Annotated in this window: 24 protein-coding genes; 15 read left to right on the top strand and 9 right to left on the bottom strand. The window is 70.1% G+C overall.

Annotated elements, in window-relative coordinates; all coding sequences use genetic code 11:
• Positions 1–28 precede the first annotated feature (28 nt).
• A complete protein-coding gene (locus SCMU_RS20420) occupies positions 29–283 on the bottom strand; it encodes a hypothetical protein (RefSeq protein ID WP_229230895.1) in 255 nt (84 codons plus the stop codon).
• A 309-nt stretch (positions 284–592) separates the two neighbouring features.
• On the opposite strand from SCMU_RS20420, the gene rpsF reads away from it, so the two are divergent.
• From rpsF to SCMU_RS20390, 6 genes are all read left to right on the top strand, one after another.
• Positions 593–898, top strand: a complete 306-nt coding sequence (gene rpsF / locus SCMU_RS20415) for a 30S ribosomal protein S6 (RefSeq protein ID WP_229230894.1) — start codon at positions 593–595, stop codon at positions 896–898.
• A gap of 66 nt (positions 899–964) precedes the next feature.
• Positions 965–1,582, top strand: a complete 618-nt coding sequence (locus SCMU_RS20410; protein WP_229230893.1) for a single-stranded DNA-binding protein — start codon at positions 965–967, stop codon at positions 1,580–1,582.
• Positions 1,583–1,654: 72 nt separating this feature from the next.
• Entirely contained in the window at positions 1,655–1,894 is a 240-nt protein-coding gene (gene rpsR / locus SCMU_RS20405; protein ID WP_010144869.1) for a 30S ribosomal protein S18, read from the top strand.
• Between the two features lie 16 nt (positions 1,895–1,910).
• A complete protein-coding gene (rplI, locus tag SCMU_RS20400) occupies positions 1,911–2,363 on the top strand; it encodes a 50S ribosomal protein L9 (protein ID WP_229230892.1) in 453 nt (150 codons plus the stop codon).
• A gap of 144 nt (positions 2,364–2,507) precedes the next feature.
• A complete protein-coding gene (locus tag SCMU_RS20395) occupies positions 2,508–3,200 on the top strand; it encodes a CE1759 family FMN reductase (protein WP_229230891.1) in 693 nt (230 codons plus the stop codon).
• A 120-nt stretch (positions 3,201–3,320) separates the two neighbouring features.
• On the top strand, positions 3,321–4,460 hold the full coding sequence (locus SCMU_RS20390) for a dipeptidase (protein ID WP_229230890.1): 1,140 nt from the start codon (positions 3,321–3,323) through the stop codon (positions 4,458–4,460).
• Between the two features lie 37 nt (positions 4,461–4,497).
• Here SCMU_RS20390 and SCMU_RS20385 read toward each other — a convergent pair whose 3' ends face one another.
• The gene (locus tag SCMU_RS20385) at positions 4,498–5,265 is read right to left on the bottom strand and encodes a hypothetical protein (protein WP_229230889.1); all 768 of its coding nucleotides are present in this window, start codon (positions 5,263–5,265) and stop codon (positions 4,498–4,500) included.
• Positions 5,266–5,734: 469 nt separating this feature from the next.
• On the opposite strand from SCMU_RS20385, the gene dnaB reads away from it, so the two are divergent.
• From dnaB to SCMU_RS20370, 3 genes are all read left to right on the top strand, one after another.
• Positions 5,735–7,123, top strand: coding sequence for a replicative DNA helicase (gene dnaB, locus SCMU_RS20380; RefSeq protein ID WP_229230888.1), 1,389 nt, complete (start codon positions 5,735–5,737; stop codon positions 7,121–7,123).
• Between the two features lie 128 nt (positions 7,124–7,251).
• Entirely contained in the window at positions 7,252–8,415 is a 1,164-nt protein-coding gene (locus SCMU_RS20375; RefSeq protein ID WP_229230887.1) for a helix-turn-helix domain-containing protein, read from the top strand.
• 159 nt (positions 8,416–8,574) lie between these two features.
• On the top strand, positions 8,575–10,362 hold the full coding sequence (locus tag SCMU_RS20370; protein ID WP_229230886.1) for an NAD(P)/FAD-dependent oxidoreductase: 1,788 nt from the start codon (positions 8,575–8,577) through the stop codon (positions 10,360–10,362).
• Positions 10,363–10,455: 93 nt separating this feature from the next.
• On the opposite strand, the gene SCMU_RS20365 is transcribed toward SCMU_RS20370, so the two are convergent.
• Entirely contained in the window at positions 10,456–10,815 is a 360-nt protein-coding gene (locus tag SCMU_RS20365) for a VOC family protein (RefSeq protein WP_229230885.1), read from the bottom strand.
• Positions 10,816–11,085: 270 nt separating this feature from the next.
• Here SCMU_RS20365 and SCMU_RS20360 point away from each other — a divergent pair, with 270 nt between their 5' ends.
• Positions 11,086–12,522 carry an amino acid permease gene (locus SCMU_RS20360; RefSeq protein WP_229230884.1) on the top strand — a complete coding sequence of 479 codons (1,437 nt, stop codon included), beginning with the start codon at positions 11,086–11,088 and terminating at the stop codon, positions 12,520–12,522.
• A 173-nt stretch (positions 12,523–12,695) separates the two neighbouring features.
• On the opposite strand, the gene SCMU_RS20355 is transcribed toward SCMU_RS20360, so the two are convergent.
• The 4 genes from SCMU_RS20355 to SCMU_RS20340 form a co-directional block, all read right to left on the bottom strand.
• A complete protein-coding gene (locus tag SCMU_RS20355; RefSeq protein WP_229230883.1) occupies positions 12,696–13,499 on the bottom strand; it encodes a class I SAM-dependent methyltransferase in 804 nt (267 codons plus the stop codon).
• A gap of 66 nt (positions 13,500–13,565) precedes the next feature.
• Positions 13,566–14,873 (bottom strand): glycosyltransferase, encoded by a 1,308-nt coding sequence (locus SCMU_RS20350; RefSeq protein WP_229230882.1) that lies wholly within the window; start codon positions 14,871–14,873, stop codon positions 13,566–13,568.
• Positions 14,874–14,882: 9 nt separating this feature from the next.
• Positions 14,883–15,227: a hypothetical protein gene (locus SCMU_RS20345; RefSeq protein WP_229230881.1), complete on the bottom strand. Its 345-nt coding sequence runs from the start codon at positions 15,225–15,227 to the stop codon at positions 14,883–14,885.
• Between the two features lie 23 nt (positions 15,228–15,250).
• Positions 15,251–15,550, bottom strand: a complete 300-nt coding sequence (locus tag SCMU_RS20340; protein WP_229230880.1) for a TetR/AcrR family transcriptional regulator — start codon at positions 15,548–15,550, stop codon at positions 15,251–15,253.
• A gap of 89 nt (positions 15,551–15,639) precedes the next feature.
• Between SCMU_RS20340 and SCMU_RS20335 the strand changes: the two genes are divergently transcribed.
• The 3 genes from SCMU_RS20335 to SCMU_RS20325 all read left to right on the top strand — a co-directional run bounded on the left by SCMU_RS20335 (position 15,640) and on the right by SCMU_RS20325 (position 18,118).
• A complete protein-coding gene (locus SCMU_RS20335) occupies positions 15,640–17,010 on the top strand; it encodes an MATE family efflux transporter (protein WP_229230879.1) in 1,371 nt (456 codons plus the stop codon).
• Between the two features lie 13 nt (positions 17,011–17,023).
• Positions 17,024–17,650, top strand: coding sequence for a hypothetical protein (locus SCMU_RS20330; RefSeq protein ID WP_229230878.1), 627 nt, complete (start codon positions 17,024–17,026; stop codon positions 17,648–17,650).
• A 63-nt stretch (positions 17,651–17,713) separates the two neighbouring features.
• Positions 17,714–18,118 (top strand): hypothetical protein, encoded by a 405-nt coding sequence (locus tag SCMU_RS20325; RefSeq protein WP_229230877.1) that lies wholly within the window; start codon positions 17,714–17,716, stop codon positions 18,116–18,118.
• A gap of 52 nt (positions 18,119–18,170) precedes the next feature.
• On the opposite strand, the gene SCMU_RS20320 is transcribed toward SCMU_RS20325, so the two are convergent.
• Positions 18,171–18,725: a CGNR zinc finger domain-containing protein gene (locus tag SCMU_RS20320; protein WP_229230876.1), complete on the bottom strand. Its 555-nt coding sequence runs from the start codon at positions 18,723–18,725 to the stop codon at positions 18,171–18,173.
• Between the two features lie 55 nt (positions 18,726–18,780).
• On the opposite strand from SCMU_RS20320, the gene SCMU_RS20315 reads away from it, so the two are divergent.
• Together SCMU_RS20315 and SCMU_RS20310 are read left to right on the top strand one after the other, a co-directional pair.
• Positions 18,781–19,833 (top strand): EamA family transporter, encoded by a 1,053-nt coding sequence (locus tag SCMU_RS20315; RefSeq protein WP_229230875.1) that lies wholly within the window; start codon positions 18,781–18,783, stop codon positions 19,831–19,833.
• Between the two features lie 10 nt (positions 19,834–19,843).
• The gene (locus tag SCMU_RS20310) at positions 19,844–20,116 is read left to right on the top strand and encodes a DUF2277 domain-containing protein (protein ID WP_229230874.1); all 273 of its coding nucleotides are present in this window, start codon (positions 19,844–19,846) and stop codon (positions 20,114–20,116) included.
• Between the two features lie 209 nt (positions 20,117–20,325).
• Here SCMU_RS20310 and SCMU_RS20305 read toward each other — a convergent pair whose 3' ends face one another.
• Positions 20,326–22,689, bottom strand: coding sequence for a heavy metal translocating P-type ATPase (locus SCMU_RS20305; RefSeq protein ID WP_229230873.1), 2,364 nt, complete (start codon positions 22,687–22,689; stop codon positions 20,326–20,328).
• Positions 22,690–22,693 lie beyond the last annotated feature (4 nt).

The raw sequence follows: 22,693 nt of genomic DNA, 5'->3' as shown, positions 1-22,693 counted from the left end.
GCCTACGGTGGGGGCCGACAATTCTCGGCTAGAGCAGGCGCAGCTCGGTCTGCCGGTAGTACGCGTCCTGCATGAGTCGCTTGCGGGTGGCCTGGAGCGCCACGATTGCATCGTCGAGGGCGAGCATTGTGTTGCGTTCCCCGTCCGACTTCGCGGCCTGGGTTCGGGTCTTCTTCGCGAGAGTCACGGCGTGCTCGATGTTCAGGAGGACGTTCGAGACGCCGTTCATCACCGCCTCGTGGGCTGCCTCCTCGGGGGAGCGCTCTGCTGGGCTCTGGGCCATGTGCTGTCTCCTGCCGGTTGCTGACGGTGCATCAAGCCTACGGGGTCGCGCGACGCCATGCATGGATCCGCTGCGGCATGTAGATCAGTGCGTGAGTTGTCCACATACGGTGCCGCGGGCGCACGACGGCGGCACCGCCGCCGCTAGCGTGGGCGTCACGGCGGTTCTCGGGCCGGGTCATCGGCGGTGGTGCGGATCCGGTAGACTTGTGCAGTCTGTGTGCCAGCTTGACCGGCGCGCAGTCACGCACATGAACCTCCTGTTGCGGAACGCCCGCAACCGCTTAGCCCAAAGGAGGTGGGTTCACACATGCGTCCTTACGAACTGATGGTCCTCATCGACCCCGAGGTCGACGAGCGCACGATCCAGCAGTCGCTGGATAAGTTCCTCTCTGTGATCACCACTGACGGTGGAACCGTCGACAAGGTGGACATCTGGGGCCGTCGCCGTCTGTCCTACGACATCAAGAAGAAGAACGAGGCCATCTACGCCGTCGTCAACTTCACTTCTGAGCCTGCTACGGCCCAGGAGCTTGACCGTCAGCTCAACCTCAACGAGACGATCCTGCGCACCAAGATCATCCGCCCTGAGGATCAGAAGGTTTCCGCCAAGTAACTCTGGCGTCTTCTTTCACTACTGCAGTACAAAGCTCTTCACGCAGACACGGAACCAGGAGGAAGCATGGCAGGCGAGACCACCATCACGGTGATCGGCAATCTGACGAACGACCCCGAACTGCGGTTCACGCCGTCCGGTTCGGCGGTCGCCAACTTCACCGTGGCCTCCACTCCGCGTACGTTCGACCGCCAGGCCAACGAGTGGAAGGACGGGGAGACCCTGTTCCTCCGCGCGTCCATCTGGCGCGAGGCAGCCGAGAACGTCGCCGAGTCCCTCACCAAGGGCATGCGCGTGATCGTCAGCGGCCGCCTGAAGAGCCGTTCGTACGAGACCAAGGAAGGCGAGAAGCGCACCGTCATCGAGCTCGAGGTCGACGAGATCGGCCCGAGCCTGCGCTATGCGTCCGCGAAGGTCAACCGCACCCAGCGCTCCGGCGGTCAGGGCGGCGGCAACTTTGGCGGTCAGCAGGGCGGCAACTTCGGTGGCAACCAGGGCGGCAACTTCGGCGGCGGCAACGCCGGCGGAGGATGGAGCGGCGGCCAGGGCTCACAGGGCCAGGGCGGCAACTCCGGTGGCACCTGGGGTGGCGGCCAGCAGCAGCAGGACGACCCGTGGGCGACCCCGGGCGTCAGCAACGCCGGCGGCTGGGGCAACGGCAACGAGTCCGAGCCCCCGTTCTGATCGACTTCCTTTCCATAACAACAACCATCCCGTGGCTCACGCCACGGGCTCCAGAGACTAAGGAGCTCCACGATGGCCAAGGCTGAAATCCGCAAGCCGAAACCAAAGTCCAACCCCTTGAAGGCCGCTGACATCACTGTCATCGACTACAAGGACGTCGCACTGCTGCGCAAGTTCATCTCGGACCGCGGCAAGATCCGCGCTCGTCGGGTGACCGGCGTGACCGTGCAGGAGCAGCGCAAGATCGCCCAGGCGATCAAGAACGCCCGCGAGGTTGCCCTGCTCCCCTACTCCGGCGCTGGCCGCGGCTGAGAAGGGAAGCAATCTCATGGCAAAGCTCATTCTGACGAACGAGGTGTCGGGTCTCGGCTCGGCCGGTGAAGTCGTCGAGGTCAAGGACGGCTACGCCCGCAACTACCTGTTGCCGCGCGGCTACGCCGTGGCGTGGACCAAGGGTGGCGAGAAGCAGGTCGCCCAGATCCGTGCCGCCCGCGAGGCGCGCGCCCACAAGACGCTCGAGGCCGCTCAGGCCCAGGCCGCTGCCCTCGCTGGCACGCCGGTCCGTCTTGAGGTGAAGGCCGGCAAGGAAGGTCGCCTCTTCGGCACCGTCCGCGCCGAGGCCGTTGCCGGTGCTGTCGAGGCCGCTGGCCTTGGTGCCATCGACAAGCGCCGCGTGGTCATCCCCGGCCACATCAAGTCCACCGGCAAGTACGAGGTCTCCGTGCGCCTGCACGACGAGGTCTCGGCCGTGGTCAACCTCGAGGTTGTCGCCGCGAAGTAGTTCGCGCCGGACTTCCGCGAAGGCCCCCTCCGCATTGGCGGAGGGGGCCTTCGTTGTCTGGTGGGAATACGGCGAGAGGTGGCGTGGTTGGAGAAGTAGATGCAAATGCATGAAATTCAGACTAAGCGAGAGCAAGGCAGGGCAATGACCGAGAACATCAGGATTGTCGTCATCTCCGCAGGCCTCGGCGTCCCGTCGTCGAGCCGACTCCTCGCCGACCAGCTCGCGGTCGCCGCCGAGCGGTTGGCCCGCACCGCCGGGCTCGCGCCGTCGGTGTCGACGTTCGAGCTCCGCGACCTCGCCGTGGATATCGCGAACAACTTCGTGACCGGGTACGCCGGACCCAATCTCGCCGAGGCCATCGCCGCGGTCGAGCGGGCTGATGCGATCATCGCCGTCACACCGGTGTTCTCCTCGAGCTACAGCGGCCTGTTCAAGTCGTTCATCGACGTCCTCGATCCCCGCTCGCTCGAGGGGAAGATCGTCCTCCTCGGCGCGACCGGAGGATCCGCACGGCACAGCCTGATGCTCGACTTCGCGATGCGCCCGCTCTTCAGCTACCTCCGCACCCGGATCCTTCCCACCGCAGTCTTCGCCGCCCCGACGGACTGGGGCCAGGGCGACGGCGGCGCCAGCTCGGCCAGCGGTGGTCTCACCGGCCGGATCGAGCGTGCTGCGACCGAGCTCGTCCAGGAGCTGGCCCGCGAGCGTGGCACCGGCTCGGCCAACGGCGCGGCGCGTGGCGCGGGCGACGTCAAGCTGCCGGCCGTGGCGACCCGGCCGGAGGACAAGTCCTTCGAGGAGCTCCTCGCGGACCTCACCGGCCGCCCCGCCTAGGAGTCAACTTCTGGGTGTCACCTCCTGAGTGTCACGTTCCGGAGGTCACGTTCTGGAGGTCACCTCCTGGGGTGCCTCAGGAGGTGAGCGCCGGACGTTTCTCGGACGTACGATGGCCGGATGCAGCCCGAACCTGAGCACGCCCCGGTCTTCGACGGCCACAACGACCTCCCTTGGGCACTGCGCCAAGACTTCGGGTACGACGTGGCGGCGGCAACCCTCGAGTCGGGCCAGCCCCGCCTCCACACGGACATCCCGCGGCTGCGGGCCGGGGGAGTCGGGGCGCAGTTCTGGTCGGTCTTCGTGCCCTCGACCCTGAGCCCGGCCGAGTCGGTCGTCGCCACGCTCGAGCAGGTCGACTGCGTGCGCCGCATCGTCGCCGCCCACCCCGGGACCTTCGAGCTGGCAATCTCCGCCGCCCAGGTGCGCGACGCCGTCGGCCGCGGGAAGATCGCCTCGCTGATGGGTGCTGAGGGCGGTCACAGCATCGACGGATCGCTGGGCGTCCTGCGGATGCTCGCCGAGCTCGGCGTCCGCTACATGACGCTCACCCACAATGACGACCTCCCGTGGGCCACCTCCGCGACCGGAGCCGCGATGGATCGGGGCGAGGACCCGGGGCTGAGCGCGTTCGGCCGCGAGGTGGTAGCCGAGATGAACCGGATCGGCATGCTCGTGGACCTCTCGCACGTCTCGCCCCAGACCATGCTCGACGCCCTCGACACAACCGACCGTCCCGTGATCTTCTCCCATTCGTCCGCACGCGCCGTCTGCGGCCACCCTCGGAACGTCCCGGACCACGTGCTCGAGCGACTACCCGCCAACGGCGGCGTCCTCATGGTCACCTTCGTGCCGAAGTTCGTCTCCGAGGCGTGCCGCGAGCACGCGCTCGCCATCCGGGACCGACGCCGGGAGCTCGGCCTGCCGATCGGATTCCACGACGTTGCGCCCGAGGAGGAGCCGGCGGCCGCGGCGGAGTTCGCGGCCTGGTTCAGCGCCAACCCCGCACCCGAGGCGACCATCGACGACGTCGTGCGCCACCTCGAGCACGCCCGCGAGGTGGTGGGTCCGGGGCACCTCGGGCTCGGCGGGGACTTCGACGGCACGACGGACCTGCCGCGCGGGATGGACGGCGTGGCCGGCTACGCGCCCCTGCTCGCCGCCCTCGCTGAGCGCGGCTGGTCGCGTGAGGATCTGGACGCGCTGTGCTTCGGGAACGCGCTGCGTGTCCTCGAGGCAGCGGAGGTCCCCGCAGGCTGACGGGCCGCCACGGACCCGCCAGAGCGGCGCGGCCCCGCTACAGCAGCGCGACGAACGCCCGCGCGTCCTCGATCGTGATGTCCGAGTGGCGGCGCAGCATCTGCGCGGCGTCCTCGGCGTCCCCGATCTGGGCGAGCGCCTTGATCTCGTTGTAGATCGCGTCGTTGAGCATGTTGGACGCCACCTCGAGCGTCTCGTGTCCATTGCTCACGATCGCCCGGTACCGGTAGGGGAAGACTTGCGGCCGCGGCTCGTCGCGGTAGGGGTCGGCCGGCACGTTGGGCGTGTTCTGTGCGGGCGACGGCGCGGGCTGCCTCTGCGTCCCCGCCGCGGGCGCGCTCGTGACCCCCGCCTCGCCCTGCCCTTCCTCGTGGTGGGCCGGGCGCGGGCGCACGACGGCGCGCGGCGGCTCGGGCGCGGCGGTCACCTCAGGCGACGGAGCGGCATTGCCCTCCGCCGGCGACTCCGTCTCCTCAGGAGACGCCGTACGGGTGGATCCGCCGCGGAACTGCTGGGGATGGCGGTCCATGAGGATCACCGCGTTGCGCGCCTCGACGAGCCCCGCACCGGTGGCCTCACGGTAGGCGGCGATGGCTTGGACCGTCAGGCCCCGCGCGATCAGTGAGTAGACGGTGCGGTGCTGCGCCTCCGTGAGGCGCGCGGCAGCCGCGGCGGCGGCCTCTGGGCCGGCGGCCAGCGCGCCCTCGAGGGACGCCTTGCTGCGCCTCGAGCCGGCGCGGATCACGAGGATGATGACAACGGCGACGGCAAGGAGGATCAGGAGCGGGGGGAGGAGGTTTTCCATCGGAGCTTCTCGGGTGGCGGAGTGTGCGCTTCCAGCGTAGTGCCTGCCGCGCAGGTGGGGCGAGGTCCGGTGAATATGTGCCGAGAGGCATGGGTTTCCCGATCTTCGACATATATGTGGCCTGAATCACATCTTGTCGGTGTCCATGAATGCTAGAACATCTGCTTGCCGAACTCGGGCCCGCCGAGGCTGTGGATTGGGCCTGTGGAAAGAATTTCTTGATCCACACTCTGTCAACAGAGTTTCCGCAGGTCAGAGCCCCTTTGATGAGGGATCCGATGAGTTATCCACAGTTGTCCACAGGTACTGTGAACACGCTGAGGGGGTTTTCCCACAGGTTGTCCACAAGGGCGGTGGACGGCGAGCTTCACGAGTGTCAGTGCGTGCCGATACGGTGTGCACGTCCCTCCGGAGGGCGCCCGCGCGGGCCTCCTGCTGGATGAATAGCTAGGTCTCCGAGGTGTTGCCCGTGTCCGCGTCCCAGATTGATTCAGCGCCGGCCCTCCGCGACCCCGACTCCGGCCGGACCCCGCCGCAGGACATCGTCGCCGAGCAGTCGGTCCTCGGAGGCATGATGCTCTCCAAGGACGCCATCGCGGACGTGGTCGAGGTGCTGCGCGGCGTCGACTTCTACCGCCCCGCCCACGAGGCGATCTACGAGGCGATCATCGACCTCTACGGCAAGGGCGAGCCCGCCGACGCTGTGACGGTCTCGGACGAGCTGACCAAGCGCGGCGAGATCAACCGCGTGGGCGGCCCGGCGTACCTCCATGAGCTCATCCAGTCCGTCCCCACCGCGGCCAACGCCGGCTACTACGCGGAGATCGTGGCCGAGCGCGCCGTCCTGCGTCGCCTCGTGAGCGCCGGGACCAAGATCGTCCAGCTCGGGTACGGGCAGGACGGCGAGGTCGAGGACCTCGTCAACCAGGCCCAGGCCGAGGTGTACTCGGTGGCCGAGCGCCGCGCCGCGGAGGACTACGTCCCGCTCTCCCAGGTCATGGAGGGCGCGATGGACGAGATCGAGGCGGCCGGGCACCGCGGTGGCGGCATGACGGGCGTCCCCACCGGCTTCTACGAGCTCGACGAGCTCACCCACGGCCTGCACCCGGGGCAGATGATCGTCATCGCCGCGCGCCCCGCCGTCGGCAAGTCGACGTTCGCGCTGGACTTCGCGCGCTCCGCCGCGATCAAGCACAAGATGGCCACAGTCTTCTTCTCCCTCGAGATGGGGCGCAACGAGATCGCGATGCGCCTCATGAGCGCCGAGGCGTCCATCCAGCTCCAGGACCTGCGCCGCGGGACCCTCCGCGACGAGCAGTGGTCCAAGATCGCCTCCGTGCTGGGACCGCTCAACGAGTCGCCGCTGTTCATCGACGACTCGCCCAACATGTCCCTCATGGAAATCCGCGCCAAGTGCCGCCGTCTCAAGCAGCAGCACGACCTCAAGCTCGTGGTGCTCGACTACCTCCAGCTCATGACCTCGGGCAAGAAGGTCGAGAGCCGCCAGCAGGAGGTCTCCGAGTTCTCGCGCGCGCTCAAGCTGCTCGCCAAGGAGCTGCAGGTTCCCGTCATCGCGCTCTCGCAGCTCAACCGCGGTTCTGAGCAGCGGCAGGACAAGCGGCCGATGGTCTCCGATCTTCGCGAAAGCGGATCGATCGAGCAGGACGCGGATATGGTTATCCTCCTGCACCGCGAGGACGTGTACAACAAGGAGTCCCCCCGCGCCGGTGAGGCCGACATCCTCGTGGCCAAGCACCGCAACGGCCCCACGAAGGACATTGTCGTCGCCTTCCAGGGGCACTACTCGCGCTTCGCCAACATGGCGGCCGACTCCGGCGGCGAGGGCGGCGGGTTCTAGGGCCATCGTCGGCTGAGGGTCTGTTGGACACGTGCGCCCGCGCCGCGCCCCTGTCCAAACCCCCGTGATCCGTGCCACTCTGGTGGGACCGTCCCGCTCGGGACGGCCGCGAAGCCGAGGAGGTGCCCGTGACGCAGCCGCGCCTCGAGGCCGCACTCACGGTCTTCGACGACCCGACAGCCAAGGCGCGCGAGCTGCTACGCCTCCACCGCTCGTGGCAGTCCACGAGCGAGATCCCGCATCCGGTGCGGACCGTCGTCGCCCGCGCGTGGCAGCGGCAGGGAGCCCCGCCGGGTCGCCGCGGACCGCTCGACGACGCCGCGCTCGCCGAGCGGCGCGAACGTGCGGGCGCCCTTGCCTCCGTGCTGCCGCTCCTCATGGACCGCCTCATGCCGCTCGCAGCGGAGGCCGGCAACGAGCTCGTGGTGAGCGACGACGAGGGCTATGTCCTGTGGGTCAGCGGACCTGCCGCAGTGCGCCGCAAGAGCGAGGAGCTCGGCTTCGTCCAGGGTGCCCGGTGGCGCGAGCGCGACGTCGGCGTCAATTCCCTCGGCACCGCGATGGAGGAGCGCCGGCCGGTGCAGATCTTCGGACCTGAGCACGGGGCGGAGGAGCAGCACACGTGGGTCTGCACGAGCGCGCCGATCCTCGGCCCGAAGTCCGGCGCGCCGCTCGGCGTCGTGACCCTCTCCGGCTCCTACCGCACGGCCCACCCGCACACGCTCTCCCTGGTGAGCATGACCGCGCGCGAGGCGATGGACCTCCTCGGCCGCGCGCACGACGGCGAGCTGCGCCGCCTCGCGCTCGCGGCGGCCGCTGGCTCGGGGGTGCTCGGGCGGCGACTCGTGGTGGACGACGCCGGGTGGGTCGCCTCGGCGGACGGGTTCGGCGTGGGCGAGCGCATCCGACTCCCCGCCGGTCTGGCCGCTGGCCAGCACTGGGTCCCGGGCGTGGGCCCGATGCAGGTCGAACGCCTCGACGGAGGCTGGGTCCTGCGCCCGGCCACCGCGCGCGCCGAGCTCGAGCTGCGGCCCGGCCCGCCGCCGTCGGCCGTCCTCGGCTCCGGCGAGGGTGCGACGGAGATACCCCTGACCGCGCGGCACTTCGAGCTCCTGGCCCTCCTCGCTGCGCACCCGCGCGGGCTTGAGGCCCGCGAGGTCCTCGCCCGGCTCGATGGCGCCCAGACCGAGGTCACCGTCCGCGCCGAGCTCTCGCGCCTGCGCAAGCGCCTCGGCGGGCTCATCGAGAGCCGGCCGTACCGACTGACGGTGCCGGCCGCCGTCGTGCGCTGACCTCTCAACCGCGAGAAGTGACCCCACAACGTTGAGGGGTCATGTCCCGTCGGTTGCGGGGTCCCTGGCCACGGCTGCAACGTTCTGCAACGCTCCCGTGAATGTGATTCGCGCCATACCTTCGAGTGCATCAGCTCAGGCGTTCAAAGGAGAAGTGCGATGAGTGATGCAGCGCTGCAGGGCGCGAGGGTCTGGTTTGCGGACCTCGAGGAGGCGTTCGCCGCGGGCGACGTCGGGGCCGCGGCCTCGCTGTTCGGCGACGAGAGCTACTGGCGCGACCTGGCCAGCCTCACCTGGAACATCCACACCGCCGAGGGCCGGCAGGAGATCGAGGCGATGCTCGCCGCCGTCGGCCCGGACAGCTGGCCGCGCGAGCTCGAGGTGACGAGCGCGAGCGAGGACGACGGCGTGACCGAGGCCTGGTACACCTTCCGGAACAAGGCGTTCCACGGCAAGGGGCTCGTGCGCCTGCGCGGCGGCAAGGCGTGGACCTTCCTGTCCAGCGCCCAGGGCCTCAACGCCTTCCCGGAGCCATCGGGCAGCCGCCGGGAGCGTGGCGCGGAGCACGGCGTCAACGTCTCGACCCAGAACTGGCTCGACCGCCGCAGGTCCCGCGCAGAGACGTTCGGCATCGACGAGCAGCCGTACGTGCTCGTGGTGGGCGGCGGTCAGGGCGGGATCGGCCTCGCGGCGCGGCTCAAGAGGCTCGGCGTCCCGGCCCTCGTGATCGACAAGCACCCTCGCCCCGGCGACCAGTGGCGCTCGCGGTATCACTCGCTCTGCCTCCACGACCCGGTCTGGTACGACCACATGCCGTACCTCCCCTTCCCGGACCACTGGCCGGTGTTCACCCCCAAGGACAAGATGGGCGACTGGCTCGAGCACTACACCCACATCATGGAGCTCGACTACTGGCCCAGCACCGAGGCCACGAGCGCGTCCTTCGACGAGGGGACGCAGCAGTGGACGGTGCAGGTCACGCGGGAGGGCCACGAGCTGACGCTCACCCCGACGCACCTCGTGATGGCCACGGGAATGTCCGGCATCCCGAGCGTCCCGACGCTGCCAGGCCAGGACGTGTTCCGCGGCGATCAGCACCACTCGTCCCAGCACCCGGGCGGCGCGAAGTACGCGGGCAAGAAGGTCGTGGTGGTGGGATCGAACAACTCGGCTCATGACATCTGCGCCGACCTGTGGCAGAACGGCGCCGAGCCGATCATGCTCCAGCGCTCGAGCACCCACATCGTCAAGTCCGATTCGCTCATGGAGGTGGTCCTCGGGCCGCTCTACTCAGAGGAGGCCCTGGCCAACGGGATCGACCACGAGACCGCGGACCTCATCTTCGCCTCCATCCCGTACAAGGTCCTCCCGGACTTCCAGCGGCCCGCCTTCGACGAGATCCGCGAGCGGGACAAGGACTTCTACGACAGCCTCGAGCAGGCCGGCTTCCAGCTGGACTTCGGCGACGACGACTCGGGCCTCTTCCTCAAGTACCTCCGCCGCGGCTCCGGCTATTACATCAACATCGGCGCCTCCGAGCTCATCGCGAAGGGCGCCATCCGGCTCGCGAACGGCCAGGTCTCCCACCTCGAGGAGAACGCGGTGGTGCTCGACGACGGCACGCGCCTTGAGGCGGACGCCGTCGTGTACGCGACGGGGTACGGCTCGATGAACGGCTGGGCCGCCAAGCTCATCTCGCAGGAGGTCGCGGACAAGGTCGGCAAGTGCTGGGGCCTCGGCTCCGACACCACGAAGGACCCGGGCCCGTGGCAGGGCGAGCTGCGCAACATGTGGAAGCCCACCCGGCAGGAGAACCTCTGGTTCCACGGCGGCAACCTGCACCAGTCGCGCCACTACTCGAAGTACCTCGCGCTCCAGCTCAAGGCACGGCTCGAGGGGCTCGACACCCCGGTCTACGCGCTCGCGGAGACGTTCCACACGCGTTAGGAGCGGGGCGGGGGCACGCACGACGGCGCGATGCCGGGTCAGCGGTGGCCGGCGCCGCGCCGTCGTGCGCATCCCATCAGGGCCGGGGCGAGCTCAGGACGCGCAGAGGCAGAACGGGTGTCCGGCGGGATCGAGGAAGACGCGGAAGGTGGTGCCGGGCTGGTGCTCGGCCTTCGTGGCGCCGAGGCCCAGGACGGCCTGCTCGGCGGCGTCGAGCTCGTCCACCATGACGTCGAGGTGCATCTGCTGGGGGACCTCCTGGCCGGGCCACTCGGGGGCGTGGTAGCCGTCCACGCCCTGGAAGGAGATGCACTGCCCGTAGTCGGCGCGGATCTGGCCCCATTCGGCGGACGCCTCCTCGACCGTCCAGTCCAGAAGGGCCGCGTAGAACCGTGCGAGGGCCGCGGGATCGGGGCAGTCGATGACGACATTGGGGAATCGTGCGATAGCCATGCGGACAACGTAGCGGCCCCTGAGGACAAGGCGTGTCCGCTGCCTCGACCAGCCTCTCTGTGAGGCGGGTCATGCTGCCCAGTGGCCCGCGCTACGTTGCATCCACGTTTCAAGGAACTTGTGAATATACAGGTGTTGCGCCAAAGGAAACGGTTTTGTGCACTCACATGGAAGAATTGATCTAAGACTGTGCGATGTGCCGCGCATGCCGAACTGGCATGGGTTCACCATTAATCCCGGCATTGACCCCGTGACATGGAAGTGAGCCTCATGGCTTCCCAGCCCCAACTCCACAAATCCCTCAAGCCGCGCCACCTGTCGATGATCGCCATTGCCGGCGTCATCGGGGCCGGGCTCTTCGTCGGCTCCGGTGCGGCGATCCACCAGGCCGGGCCGGGCATCCTCGTCGCGTACGCGGCGGCGGGCATCGTGGTCATCCTCGTGATGCGCATGCTCGGCGAGATGGCCGCCGCGAATCCGGAGACCGGCTCGTTCTCCGCCTACGCCGACAAGGCGCTCGGCCGTTGGGCCGGGTTCAGCATCGGCTGGCTCTACGCGTGGTTCTGGATCATCGTCCTCGGCATCGAGGCAACCGCCGGTGCCGCCATCATGCATCGCTGGCTCCCCGGAGTCGACCAGTGGGTGTGGGCACTCGTGCTCATGATTGCCCTCACGCTCACCAACGTGTGGAGTGTGAAGTCCTACGGCGAGTTCGAGTTCTGGTTCGCGTCCGTCAAGGTCACCGCCATCTTGCTGTTCCTTATCGCGGGCATCGCCGCGATCCTCGGCCTCATCCCCGGACTGCCCGCGCCGGGAACCAGCAACCCTCTGGGACACGGCGGCTTCATGCCCAACGGCGGCGGCGCGGTCCTCGCCGGCATCCTCGTGGTCGTCTTCTCGTTCTTCGGCGCGGAGATCGCCACCATCGCCGCCGGCGAGTCCACTGATCCGGTGACGGCCGTCCGCAAGGCCGTGACCTCCACGGTGTGGCGCATCCTCGTGTTCTACATCGGCTCGATGGCCATCGTCGTGACCCTCCTCCCGTGGGACGACGCCTCCGTGGCGAAGAGCCCCTACGTGGCCGTGATCGAGCGCTTCGGAATCCCCGGCGCGGGCACCATCATGGACATCGTCGTGCTCACGTCCGTCCTCTCGTGCCTCAACTCGGGCCTGTACACGGCGAGCCGCATGATCTTCTCGCTCTCGACCCGCGGCGACGCCCCGACGTCCTGGGGCCGCATCTCGGGCCGCGGCGTGCCGGTCCGCTCGGTCCTCGTCTCGACCGTCGTCGGGTTCATCACCGTGGGTCTGAACTACCTCTGGCCGGACACGGTCTTCCTCTTCCTCGTGAACACCTCGGGCGCGATCGCCCTGTTCGTCTGGCTCGTCATCTCGGCCTCTCAGCTCGTGCTCAGGCGCCGGGCCGACGCCGCCGGGACGAAGCTCGAGATCCGGATGTGGCTCTTCCCGTACCTCACGTGGGCGTCCATCATCGCGATCGTCGCCCTGCTCGTGGGCATGCTGTTCCTCGATGACACCCGTGATGAGCTCATTCTCTCCGTGGGGCTTGCCGCCGTGGTCGTCGCGATCGGTGTGGTCCGATACCGCCGCCAGCGCGGCCCCGTCGGGCCCCATGTGCACACCGCCGCGGAGGACGCAGCCGAGGCCCTCGAGGTGGACGCAGAGGTGCACGGGCACGGGGCGTAGCCCCACCTCCGTTCCGCTCGGTGCGGCAAGTACGACGGCGCGGTGCCGGGTCAGTGGCGGCCGGCATCGCGCCGTCGTGCGCACTCCCGCCGAGCGCGATCGGCGCGTAGTGGATCGGGGTCCGCGATGAACCCGTCGATGCTGGAGGCTGTGTAGAACTGGGTGGCCATGGCTCAGGCGACGCCTGTGAAGAAAACCGCCGAGGTCCTGCCCGCGAACGGCACGCCTCTGAACCGTGCCTCGAGGAGCCGGGCTACCTCGTCGGTGACCTTGTCGGGGTCGCCGTAGCCCTCGGACAGCTCGTTCGCGAGCGGAGTGCCCCGCAGGTGCGAGACGGCGATGTCGCGGGCCGAGGCCGGAGCGCTGCGGTGCTCGACCGTGCGGACCGCTACGTCCGAGAAGCCGGCGCCCTCGAGCTCGGAGCTGATCAATTCAGGGTCCGTGTACGCGAACGGCACCCGGCGGAAGAACTGCGGCGGCCGTTCGGGGAACAGGGACCTGAGGGTGTGCTCGACGAGGAGGCTCGCCTCGTTGTCCTCGAGCTCGCCCCAGACCGCAGCCGAGAGCCGCCCGCCCGGCCGCAGGACCCGGCGCGCCTCCGCATACGCACGGTGCCGGTCGGGGAAGAACATGATGCCGAACTGGTTCATCACGGCGTCGAAGGAGGCGTCCTCGAACGGGAGCGCCTGGGCGTCGGCCTGCTGCCAGCGCACGCTGTCCGAGGCCGGAAGGGACTTGGCGGCCTGGGCGAGCATCGCCGGATTGAGGTCGGTCGCGGTGATTGTGGCCCCCGGGAGGATGCGGTGCAGCTCCCGGGTCAGGACTCCGGTCCCAGCCGCCGTCTCAAGGACGTCGGCGGGGTCGATGGAGGCGACCTCCGCCGCGAGGTCCTCGGCGAAGTCCGTGAACATCATGGGAACGAGGATGGTGTCATAGAGCTCGGGCATGGAACCTGTGAAGGCTGCGTCGGCGGACATGCGATCAGTATGGGACCGGCCCGGCGCCCCGGCCAGAGGAGGCCCCGTCCCGCAGGCCGACACAGGTCACGGGCGATCCGCGCGCTCCGTGGCCGATTCGGGCGCTGGGTTGCGGCGAGGCGCTGGGTTGCGTCGATGGGCCCGTTCCCCGGATGGCCCGAGGAGCTCCTCGACGGCATCGGCACCTGCAGCAGCCCCGCCCGCGGCGCGGTATCCGGCGGAGACCCGGAGCGCGCCGTCGGCCATCCCGGCCGCGCGCCGGACGGCCTCGCGGAGCCGTTCGGGAGTGAGTCTGCCCTTGGCCACGCGCACCCCGGCGCCGGAGCGCACCACGCGCGCGGCCACCTCGGGCTGGTCCCGGCCGAACGGGACCGCCACGCAGGGCACGCCCGCGGCGAGCGCCTTCTGCGTGGCCCCCATCCCGCCGTGCGTCACGGCGACGGCGGCCCGGGCGAGGACCGCCGAGTGGGGCACGAACCGCTCCACCCGGGCGTTCGCGGGCAGCGGACCGAGGTCCGAGACCCCTGCCGGCATCGTCACGACGACCCGGTAGGGCTCTCCGGCGAGCCCCTCGACCGCGGCCCGGGCGAGGGACTCGTCGGCCTGGTACTCGGAGGAGGTCGTGACGAGGACGAACGGGTCCCCGGGCTCCTCGACCCATGCCGGCACGGCCGACGGCGGCTCCCACGGCAGGGCGCCGATCGAGCGGACCGCGGGGAGCCAGTCGGAGTGGGGATAGTCGAACGGCTCGGAGGTCGTGACGAGCATGACGGGCGCCGAGCGGAAGAATGCGTCCACGTCCGCGACCGGCGCGAGGCCCCGCGCCGCGCGAACGGCGTTGATGCCCGGCAGGAAGCGCTTCTCGACCTGTCCGAGGATGAGCGGCCGCAGCACAGCGTCGCGGAGCCTGCCCAGCGGCCCGCGCATCGGGGCGAGGCCCGGGCCGAAGGGCGGTGTCCCCGCGGCACGGATCGGCGGGATGTACGGGCTGAAGGTCACCCACGGGCCGCCCCACGCCTCGGCCGCAAGCCGGGCGCCCCACGGGTTGATGTCGACGACGAGGACGTCCGGCCGTACGGCGCCCACGGCGCGTTCGAGGTCCGGTGCGTCGAGCCCGGCGCGGCGCGCGAAGACGTCGCCAGTGGCCGAGAGGGCCTCGATCGCAGTGCGGGCGCCGAAGTCGTGGTGCTCGATCGCCTCGATGCCCGGGTCGATCGGCTCGGCGTCGAGCCCGTGATCGCGCACGAGCCCGACCTGTGAGGCGAGCGTGCGCACATGGACCCGGTGCCCGCGCCCGGCGAGCTCAAGCAGGAGCGGCATCATGGGGAAGAGGTGCCCCAGTGCCGGTGACGTGTAGGCGAGGACGGTGGCCATGGCGACCTTCTAGTGTGTGGGTCCGGGGCCGAGGAGCGGCTCGAGGAGCTCGGTGAGGGCGACGATGTACTGGGGGCGGCTCAGTCCCGCGTCGAGGCGGAGCAGCTTCCAGGTGTAGACGTCGCACACGGCGACGAACTGGGCGAGGCGGCGCGCGCGTTCGGCGCCGGCCAGCCCGTCAAGCGAGGGCGCGAAGACCCGCTCGCACCACGCACGGTGGTAGGCGCGGCCGCGACCGGTGATCTCCTCCATGACGGGGGAGTCGTGCTCCTCGGCGAGCATCTTGAGGGCGAGGCGGCTGGAGGTCTCATAGTGCTCGGTGAGGTTCTCGAGGGCGCCGCGCAGGTCCCCCACGGGGGCGGCGTCCCTCGTGTTCGCTACAGCGCTGAGACCGTGGGCTGCCGCGGCCGCGTCAGTCCGTCCTTGTCGCCGAAGCGCCGGATGACCGTCTGGACCGTGACCCCCGCGCGCTCCGCGACCTGGCCGAGCGTGATCTGGGCGAGGGGCCGCTCGAGGAAGAGCTCGCCCATGGCGTCCAGGATGCGTACGCGGGTGTCCTCGGCGGCGGAGGCGCGCCTGGTCATGACGTAGGGCCGCGTCCCGGACCCGGCTTCGGCCCGGGTCGGGACCTCCGCGCTGGCCTCGGGCTCTGCCTGCCGCCCGCCCTCCGATTTCATGTTAACGAGACTAACTCCAAATCGGGTGGGGCGTCCAGACCCCGGGATCCCGTCGAGTCTTGTCGGTGCCCCCGCCTACAGTGGGTCGCATGGAGTACGCGGCAGAGCACGGCACCGCAGGAAACGGAGGCACTCGGGTGGCCGAGCGGTCCACGGCACGCGAGATCCTGCGCCTCGCCGTGCCCGCGTTCTTCGCGCTCATCGCCGAGCCGATGTTCCTGCTGGCCGACTCGGCGATCGTGGGGCACCTCGGCGTCGACCAGCTTGCCGGCCTCGGCCTCGCCACGACGGTGCTTCAGACCGCCGTCGGGCTCATGGTGTTCCTCGCCTACGGCACGGGCCCGGCCGTGGCTCGCTACCTCGGCGCGGGGAAGATGGGCCACGCGATGGCGGCCGCGCGCGACGGCGCGTGGCTCGCGCTGCTGCTCGGCCTCGCCCTCGCGGCGCTCAGCTGGGCGTTCGCGCCATCGATGATCGCGCTCCTCGGCGGCTCGGGCGCCGTGCACGGCTACGCGGTGGACTACCTGGTGTGGTCCATGCCAGGCCTCGTGGGAATGCTCCTCGTCTTCGCCGGCACGGGGGCCTTGCGCGGGCTGCAGGACACGCGGACCCCACTCGTGGTCGCGACCGTCGGTTTCACGGGGAACATCGTGCTCAACCTGCTGTTCGTCTATGGGATCGGCTGGGGCATTGCCGGGTCGGCGATCGGCACGAGCATCGCGCAGCTGGGCATGGCCGCGGTGTACGTCGCCATCGTGCTGCGCCGGATGCGCCACGAGGGCGTCGGCGTCGTGCCGAGCCGGCGAGGGGTGCTCGGCGCCGCGCACGTGGGCTCGTGGCTCATGCTCCGCACGCTCACGCTTCGCGCCGCGATCCTCGCGGCCGTGGTGGTGGCCGCCCAGCAGGGGGCCACCAACCTCGCGGCGCACCAGCTGGCCATGACCCTCTTCAGCTTCCTTGCGTTCGCCCTGGATGCCCTCGCGATCGCCGCCCAGGCCCTCATCGGCAAGGAGCTCGGGGCGTCCCGTGCCGCGAGGGCCCGCGAGCTCACGGGGACCATGGTGCGGTGGTCGCTGGGCTACGGGCTGCTGACCGGGGCGGTGCTCGCCGCCGCGGCGCCGTGGATCGGTTGGGTCTTCACGCCGGACCTTCAGGTGCATGAGGCGCTCCTTCCGGCCCTCCTCGTGCTGGCCCTGAGCCAGCCTGTGTGCGGGTACGTATTCGTGCTCGACGGCGTCCTCATCGGCGCCGGGGACGCGCGGTATCTCGCGCTCGCGGGCGTCCTCAACCTCGTGGTCTACGCGCCGCTCCTGGTGTGGGTCGGCACGTCCGGCGTCGGTGGCCCGGCCGGGCTCATGTGGCTGTGGGCGGCCTTCGCCGGCGGGTACATGCTCGCGCGCGCCGCGACGCTAGGCCTGCGTGCGCGGGGTGACTCATGGATGGTGCTCGGAGCGCACTGACTAGACTTGACGCGTGCCTGAGACCCCCTCCACCCCGCCCTCGGCCGAGGCTGCCGCCGCATCGGCCCCCGACGCGCGACGGCGCGTGCTCGCCCCTCCCCTGCTGCTCCGCGCCGCGGTGGCCCTCGCGTTCGGTGCCGTGACGGTGTTCTGGGGGGCGCCGACAGCGTTCGGGGCGGCGTGCTGCCTCGCGGGGTACTTCGTGGGGCTCGCGGTGGCCCGCACGTGGCTGCTGCGACGCCAGGCACGCACCGCGGATCCGGCTGGCCGTCCCTCCGGTGGCGTCCGGGCGACCGTCTCAGCGGCCTATGGCCTCGCAGCGGCGATCGGGCTTGGACTCGTCGCGGCCCCGGACACCGTGGTCATCGGTGCGGGCGCCGCCATCGCGCTCGCCCTGACCGGGATCTCGGACCTTGTCGGCGGAGTCGCCGGCCGAGGCCGGAGCCCGCTCTCGCGCGACGAGGTGATCACCGGCGTCGTGCATCTCGGCGCCGCGATCCTGGTGCCGTTCTTCGCCGGCATGGGGGCGCACGCGCTCCTCGGAGTGGCGGGTGGCGCGGCCATCATCACGGGCGTCCTGCTGGCGATCGCGGGCCTGAGCCTGAGGCACGATTCCGCCGCCGCCGGTCCGGTGGCCTAGAATCGATGTGTTCTACCCCGCGTAGAAGCACATCTTCTTCCCCCGGACGCCTGAGGAGGGCCCATGTCTGATTCGCCGCGTGGCCCCCGTGTCGGGATCAAGGGCCCGCTGATGTTCTCCGCATTCTTCGGCGCGATCGCCTTTGTCGTGGTGCTGTTCGCAGCATCCGGAGGCACCGCCAACGGGCTCCGCTACGACCTCGCGTTCGCCGCATTCGGGATCGCGTTCATCGTGTGCCTGGTCTTCGCCGCGATGATGTCGATGAGCTACAAGGAGAACGCCGAGCACCTCGGCCACGGCGACGGCGTGAACCTCCGCTCGGAGGACCGTGTCAAGCGGCCGCGGCAGACTGGGCAGTCGGCCGAGGAGGAGGGCGGCGCGGAGCCGCAGGCCGGCGGTTCCCCCGAGGATGACGCCCCGACCTCCGAAGGCAAAGCAGACGGCGAGGGTCCCGGCGCCAAGGCCTGAGCCCCAGCCAGACGTGCTCGCGCGACGCCGGCTGCCGGCGCGGGCGTAGCCGTCAGCTTGCCGCCTTGCGCTCCCGGTAGGCGCGCACGTGGGCGCGGTTGGCGCAGTTCCCGGTGTCGCAGTACCTCTTGGACCTGTTCTTCGACAGGTCGATCAGCACCGCCCCGCAGTCCTCGGCCGCGCAGATCCGCAGCCGGTCTCCCTCCTGCGCCCGGATGACGTCCACGAATGCCATGGCCGCCTCGGTGCCCATGCGCTCGGCAAGCGGTGCCTCGGGCGTGGTCGCGTGGAGGTGCCAGTCCCAGTGGTCGTGCTTGACGAGCTGCGGCAGGGCGTGGGCCTCGCGCAGGAGCGCGTTGACGAGCTCCACGGCCTCGTCCTCGGTCGCGTCCCACAGGCCCCTCAGGCGAGACCGCAGCGTGCGCACGGCAGCCAGCTCCGCGGCGTCGTGCGTGCGGGAGCCCGTGAACTCCTCCTCGTCGAGGAAGCGGTCCAGGTCGGCGACTGTGGCGAGCTGCTCGCCGCCCTCGGGGTCCAGGGGATCGACCGTGTTGACGAGGTTGACCACGCTGCGGAGCGCCACCTCGGTGTCATGGGCGAAGATCATGTTGACTCCTGACGTGTGGGGGCCGTACTGTCATTACCATACCCATGTTTGACCCATGACACGACCCCTTGGGAGGTGCCCCGTGCTGTCCACGCTGTCCCGAAACCGGTCCGCATCCGGACTCGTCTACGCTGTCCTGTCCGCCGCGACTTTCGGGAGCTCCGGGGCGCTGGGCAAGTCCCTCCTCGAGGCAGGCTGGACCCCGGGTGCTGTGGTCGGCGCGCGGATCGGCCTGGCGGCGCTCATCATGGTCGTCCCCGCAGCGTGGATGATGCGCGGGCAGTGGGGCAGGCTCCGCGGCGGCGTGGCCCTCATGGCCGGGTACGGTGCTGTTGCGATCGCGATGTGCCAGTTCTTCTACTTCAACGCCGTGGCGCGGATGAGCCCTCCGGTCGCGCTCATGCTCGAGTACCTCGCGCCGATCATCCTCGTGGGCTGGGTGTGGGCGCGCTCGCGGCGTCGCCCCGGGACCCTCACGATGATCGGCACTGTCGTCGCCATGCTGGGTCTCGCGCTCGTGCTCGATCTCCTGAGCGCTCAGCGGGTCGACCCTGTCGGGGTCCTGTGGGGTGTCGGCGCGGCGGTCTGCCTCGCGGTGTACTTCGTGCTCTCCGCGAAGTCTGACGGCGTCCTGCCGCCGTTCGTGACTGTGGCCGGCGGGATGCTGTTCGGCGCGCTGACGCTCGCGGTGCTCGCGGTCGTCGGGCTCTTGCCCGTGAGCGCGACGTTCGCCGGCGTCGAGCTGTTCGGCGGCGAGGTTTCCTGGATCGTGCCGCTCGCGGGCATCACGCTCGTGGCCGCCGTTGTCGCGTACACGCTGGGGATCATCGGCACGCAGCGGCTTGGATCCAAGGTCGCGAGCTTCGTCTCCCTGACCGAGGTGCTGTTCTCGGTGATCGCCTCGTGGATCCTGATCGGAGATGTCCCGGGCCCGATGCAGTTCTTCGGCGGGGCTCTGATCGTCGGCGGCGTCGTCATGGTTCGCGCCGATGAGCTCCGGGCTCCCGCCGTGCAGGGCGAGGGCATGATCCTCGATTCTGCCCCCGAGGCCCTCCCCGCCGTGGACCTGGCCACGGGGGCCCTGCCCATCGCGGAGCGGCCCGCGTAGCCTTGTGGGCATGTGCCGCAACATCAAGGTCCTGCACAACTTCGAGCCGCACGCCACGAACGAGGAGGTACACGCCGCCGCCCTGCAGTACGTCCGCAAGGTGAGCGGCAGCACGCACCCGTCCAAGGCCAATGAGGAGGCCTTCAACCGGGCCGTCGCGGAGATCGCGCACATCACCGGGCACCTCCTCGAAGATCTGGTCACGACTGCTCCGCCGCGCAATCGCGAGGCCGAGGCTGCCAAGGCCAAGGCCCGCGCGGAGGTCCGCTTCGGCACCGCCTGATTCCCGTCTCGGGTACGCGAGGCCGCGCCGTGGGTCCTCTCGGGTACGCGGGACGGTGGGTGTCCCGCACGGATGAGGACCCTTGGCCGACGTCGTGCGCGCCCGAGCCTGCGGTGGGCGCGATGGCGCGTTCCCGAGATGGGCGTGCGGTAGAGCTGACGCTCCCGGAACAGCGGTGGGCGGGGGTTTGCGTACCCGAGAAGGTGGCGCTAGCGGTGGAACCGGGTGAGCCGCAGCGAGTTGGTGACAACGAGGACGGAGCTCGCCGCCATCGCTGCACCTGCGAGCATGGGGTTCAGGAGCCCGAGCGCCGCGACGGGGATGCCGATCGTGTTGTAGAAGAACGCCCAGAACAGGTTCTGCTTGATGATCTTCAGGGTGCGCCGGGAAAGCTCGATCGCGGTGGCCACCTGACCGAGGTCGTCACCCATGACCGTGAGCTCGGCGGCCTCGCGTGCCACGTCCGTGCCGGAACCCATGGCGATGCCGAGGTCTGCCTGGGCGAGTGCGGGTGCGTCATTGACGCCGTCGCCGGCCATCGCCACCCTTGCGCCGGCAGCCTGTAGGCGCTTGACCGCCTCGACCTTGCCCTCGGGCCGCACGCCGGCCTGGACGTCTTCCGGCGCGATTCCGACCTCCGCCGCGACGCGCGTGGCGACGGCGGCGTTGTCTCCGGTGATGAGCACTGGCCGCAGCCCGAGGTTCTTGAGCCGCGCGATCCCAGCTGCTGAGCCCTGTTTCACGGTGTCCCGCAGGCTGAGTATCCCGGCAATCCGGCCGTCGACGGCGACCCATACGGCGGTGGACCCGCCCGCCTCCCGCTCGGCGAACCGCGCGGCCTGGGCATCGTCCGGGGCGGCGGCGCGCTCGGTGATCCAATCGGTCCGTCCGACGAGCACGAGGTGCCCCTCGACCGTTCCCTCCACACCGCCGCCGGGAGCGGACCGGAAGCCGGCAACGTCAGCCAGGGTCCCGCCGTCGTGCGAGACCGCGTGAGCCGAGTGGGCAGCGGCGGCCTGCGTGGCCGCGGGTGCCGCAGTAGGAACTGCGGCGGCAATCGCCCGGGCGAGCGGGTGCTCGCTGGCAGCCTCCACGGCGCCGGCGAGCCGGAGGAGCGCGTCCCGGTCCCAGGGCCCGAATGTGTCGACCGAGTCCAGCGCGAGGCGCCCAGTGGTCACCGTGCCGGTCTTGTCCAGCACGATCGTGTCCACACCCCGGGTGTCCTCGAGGACCTGCGGACCGCGGATGAGGATGCCCAGCTGCGAGCCGCGTCCGCTGCCCGCGAGCAGCCCTACGGGGGTGGCGAGTCCGAGCGCGCACGGGCACGCGATGACGAGCACCGCGACCGCCGCGGTGAACGCGGCCGGCAGGGATCCGCTGAGCACGAGCCAGAGCAAGAACGTCACAGCGGCGAGGACGAGGACTACGGGAACGAACACGCCGCTGATCCGGTCTGCCAGCCGGGCAATGGGTGCCTTGCCGGTCTGCGCCTCCGAGACGAGCCGGGCCATTGCGGCAAGTGTGGTGTCGGAGCCGACCCGGGTCGCCTCAACCACGAGTCTCCCGGACGTGTTGACGGTTGCGCCCGTCACGGCGGAGCCGACGGTGACCTCGACCGGCACGGACTCGCCGGTGATCAGCGACGCGTCGACGGCAGATGCGCCCGAACGCACCACGCCGTCGGTCGCGATCTTCTCGCCGGGCCTCACCACGAAGAGGTCGCCGGGGACGAGCTGGTCAGCCGGGATTTCGCGCTCCATCCCGTCCCGCAGCAGTGTCGCGCGCTTCGCGCCCCGGTCCAGAAGAGCACGTAGCGCATCGCCGGCTCGGGCCTTCGCCCGGGCCTCGAGCCAGCGCCCGAGCAGTAGGAAGGTCGTCACCACGGCGGCGGTTTCGAAGTAGAGCGCGGCGCCGCCCATATCCATGCCCGGGTGCTCCGTCATACGCGGGTCGAGCAGGAGTTCTACCACCGAGTACAGATACGCGGCCGCGACTCCGATCGAGACGAGGGTGTCCATCGTTGAGGCCCCATGCCTCGCGTTGACCGCCGCGACTCGGTGGAAGGGCCACGCCGACCACGTCGCGACGGGCAGAGTGAGCGCCGCGACCCACCAGCCCCAGTTGCCGAACTGTGCGGCGGGCACCATGGAAATGAGCACGACCGGGATCGTCAGCGCGGCGGCCACCGCAAGCCTGGGCAGCAGCCGGTCCGCCGCCGTGCGCCTCACCGGCGAGTCCACCGGCCGGGGTTCAGGTGTTGCCTCCGGTACCTCGCTGGGGTGTGCTGACGACGGCGCCGGGTCGCCGTCGGCGTTCATCCCGCCGCTGCGGCGGTCGGCGTCCTTGACCCGGGCCGTGTAGCCCGCGGCGGTGACGGTGGCGAGCAACTGCTCGTCCGTGACGCCGGACGGCACCTCGACGCGCGCCGACTCAAGGGGGAGGTTGACGGACGCATGCACGCCGTCGATCTTGCCGAGCTTGCGCTCGATGCGATTGACGCACGAGGCGCAGGTCATGCCCTCGATGTCGAGTTCGACAATCCGGGGGAGCTGGACTGGGGTGCGCAGGTCCATGGAC

It is taken from the genome of Sinomonas cyclohexanicum (genome assembly GCF_020886775.1).
Classification (GTDB): domain Bacteria; phylum Actinomycetota; class Actinomycetes; order Actinomycetales; family Micrococcaceae; genus Sinomonas; species Sinomonas cyclohexanicum.
Note: the sequence above shows the minus strand (reverse complement) of the source record. Positions and strands in the feature narration are given on the sequence as shown.

What these genes read in the sequence shown, in the direction of transcription:
- SCMU_RS20420 (WP_229230895.1), bottom strand. Translation starts at nt 283, where the DNA reads ATGGCCCAGAGCCCAGCAGAGCGCTCCCCCGAGGAGGCAGCCCACGAG.
- rpsF (WP_229230894.1), top strand. Translation starts at nt 593, where the DNA reads ATGCGTCCTTACGAACTGATGGTCCTCATCGACCCCGAGGTCGACGAG.
- SCMU_RS20410 (WP_229230893.1), top strand. Translation starts at nt 965, where the DNA reads ATGGCAGGCGAGACCACCATCACGGTGATCGGCAATCTGACGAACGAC.
- rpsR (WP_010144869.1), top strand. Translation starts at nt 1,655, where the DNA reads ATGGCCAAGGCTGAAATCCGCAAGCCGAAACCAAAGTCCAACCCCTTG.
- rplI (WP_229230892.1), top strand. Translation starts at nt 1,911, where the DNA reads ATGGCAAAGCTCATTCTGACGAACGAGGTGTCGGGTCTCGGCTCGGCC.
- SCMU_RS20395 (WP_229230891.1), top strand. Translation starts at nt 2,508, where the DNA reads ATGACCGAGAACATCAGGATTGTCGTCATCTCCGCAGGCCTCGGCGTC.
- SCMU_RS20390 (WP_229230890.1), top strand. Translation starts at nt 3,321, where the DNA reads ATGCAGCCCGAACCTGAGCACGCCCCGGTCTTCGACGGCCACAACGAC.
- SCMU_RS20385 (WP_229230889.1), bottom strand. Translation starts at nt 5,265, where the DNA reads ATGGAAAACCTCCTCCCCCCGCTCCTGATCCTCCTTGCCGTCGCCGTT.
- SCMU_RS20370 (WP_229230886.1), top strand. Translation starts at nt 8,575, where the DNA reads ATGAGTGATGCAGCGCTGCAGGGCGCGAGGGTCTGGTTTGCGGACCTC.
- SCMU_RS20365 (WP_229230885.1), bottom strand. Translation starts at nt 10,815, where the DNA reads ATGGCTATCGCACGATTCCCCAATGTCGTCATCGACTGCCCCGATCCC.
- SCMU_RS20360 (WP_229230884.1), top strand. Translation starts at nt 11,086, where the DNA reads ATGGCTTCCCAGCCCCAACTCCACAAATCCCTCAAGCCGCGCCACCTG.
- SCMU_RS20355 (WP_229230883.1), bottom strand. Translation starts at nt 13,499, where the DNA reads ATGTCCGCCGACGCAGCCTTCACAGGTTCCATGCCCGAGCTCTATGAC.
- SCMU_RS20350 (WP_229230882.1), bottom strand. Translation starts at nt 14,873, where the DNA reads ATGGCCACCGTCCTCGCCTACACGTCACCGGCACTGGGGCACCTCTTC.
- SCMU_RS20340 (WP_229230880.1), bottom strand. Translation starts at nt 15,550, where the DNA reads ATGAAATCGGAGGGCGGGCGGCAGGCAGAGCCCGAGGCCAGCGCGGAG.
- SCMU_RS20335 (WP_229230879.1), top strand. Translation starts at nt 15,640, where the DNA reads ATGGAGTACGCGGCAGAGCACGGCACCGCAGGAAACGGAGGCACTCGG.
- SCMU_RS20325 (WP_229230877.1), top strand. Translation starts at nt 17,714, where the DNA reads ATGTCTGATTCGCCGCGTGGCCCCCGTGTCGGGATCAAGGGCCCGCTG.
- SCMU_RS20320 (WP_229230876.1), bottom strand. Translation starts at nt 18,725, where the DNA reads ATGATCTTCGCCCATGACACCGAGGTGGCGCTCCGCAGCGTGGTCAAC.
- SCMU_RS20315 (WP_229230875.1), top strand. Translation starts at nt 18,781, where the DNA reads ATGACACGACCCCTTGGGAGGTGCCCCGTGCTGTCCACGCTGTCCCGA.
- SCMU_RS20310 (WP_229230874.1), top strand. Translation starts at nt 19,844, where the DNA reads ATGTGCCGCAACATCAAGGTCCTGCACAACTTCGAGCCGCACGCCACG.
- SCMU_RS20305 (WP_229230873.1), bottom strand. Translation starts at nt 22,689, where the DNA reads ATGGACCTGCGCACCCCAGTCCAGCTCCCCCGGATTGTCGAACTCGAC.